The following is a 1,016-nucleotide window of genomic DNA, read 5'->3' as shown; positions in this document are numbered from 1 at the left end:
GCCATTATCGTTGTAACCTTTCACCTGACCGAGCCGCTGGGTACCGGGCACCTGGATATCCTGGTCAACCACGGGTACCTGGCAGTCGACTTTTTCTTCCTGTTGTCCGGTTTTGTGATCGGCCATGCCTATGACGACCGCTGGCATCAGATGTCTGTAGGCACTTTCCTGAAGCGCCGGGTAGAGCGGCTTCAGCCAATGGTGGTTTTGGGAATGACCCTCGGGGCCATCGGGTTTTATTTCAATGACTCACCGGTCTGGCCGCTTATTCATACCGTTCCCCTCTGGAAAATGCTGCTGGTGATGCTCATCGGCTATACGATCCTGCCGGTGCCCAGATCAATGGATATACGGGGCTGGGAGGAAATGCACCCTTTAAACGGCGTGGGTTGGTCATTGTTTTTTGAATACATTGCCAATATCCTGTATGCAGTTGGTATCCGTAAGTGCTCTAACCGGGCACTGGGTATCCTGGTACTGATAGCGGCCATAGCGCTTGCTCATCTGGCTATCACCAGCCCTAACGGGGATGTAACAGGTGGATGGACGTTGAATGCGGAACAGCTGCGTGTGGGTATTACCCGTACGATGTATCCCTTCTTTGCGGGGCTGCTGCTTTCGCGGATCGCTAAACCCGCCCGTATCAGGCATGCGTTCTTATGGTGCAGCCTCCTGCTGGCTCTGGTGTTATATATGCCGCGCATCGGCGGTGCTGAGCATCTCTGGATGAACGGGGTGTATGAATCCGTATGTATCATTCTTATTTTCCCCCTCATTGTTTACCTGGGGGCCAGTGGTATGGTACATACCCAAACGGAACGCAGGATCTGCAAATTCCTGGGTGATATATCCTATCCGCTATACCTGGTGCATTTTCCGGCGGTGTGTATTTATACAGCCTGGATCAGCAACCATAAGGGGGTAACCCTTGCGCAGGCCTGGCCCTATGCATTGCTGATCCTGACCGGCAGCATAGTTTTGGCGTATGCCTGTTTGAAATGGTATGATGAACCCGT

The 1,016-nt window shown here is 52.9% G+C and carries 1 protein-coding gene; it reads left to right on the top strand.

The genetic code is table 11. The annotated features are described in order from the left end of the window. The coding region (locus BLS44_RS26165; RefSeq protein ID WP_090393709.1) for an acyltransferase family protein at positions 1–1,016 on the top strand (1,016 nt) is incomplete at both ends.

The organism is Niabella drilacis, from assembly GCF_900101395.1.
GTDB lineage: Bacteria > Bacteroidota > Bacteroidia > Chitinophagales > Chitinophagaceae > Niabella > Niabella drilacis.
Note: the sequence above shows the minus strand (reverse complement) of the source record. Positions and strands in the feature narration are given on the sequence as shown.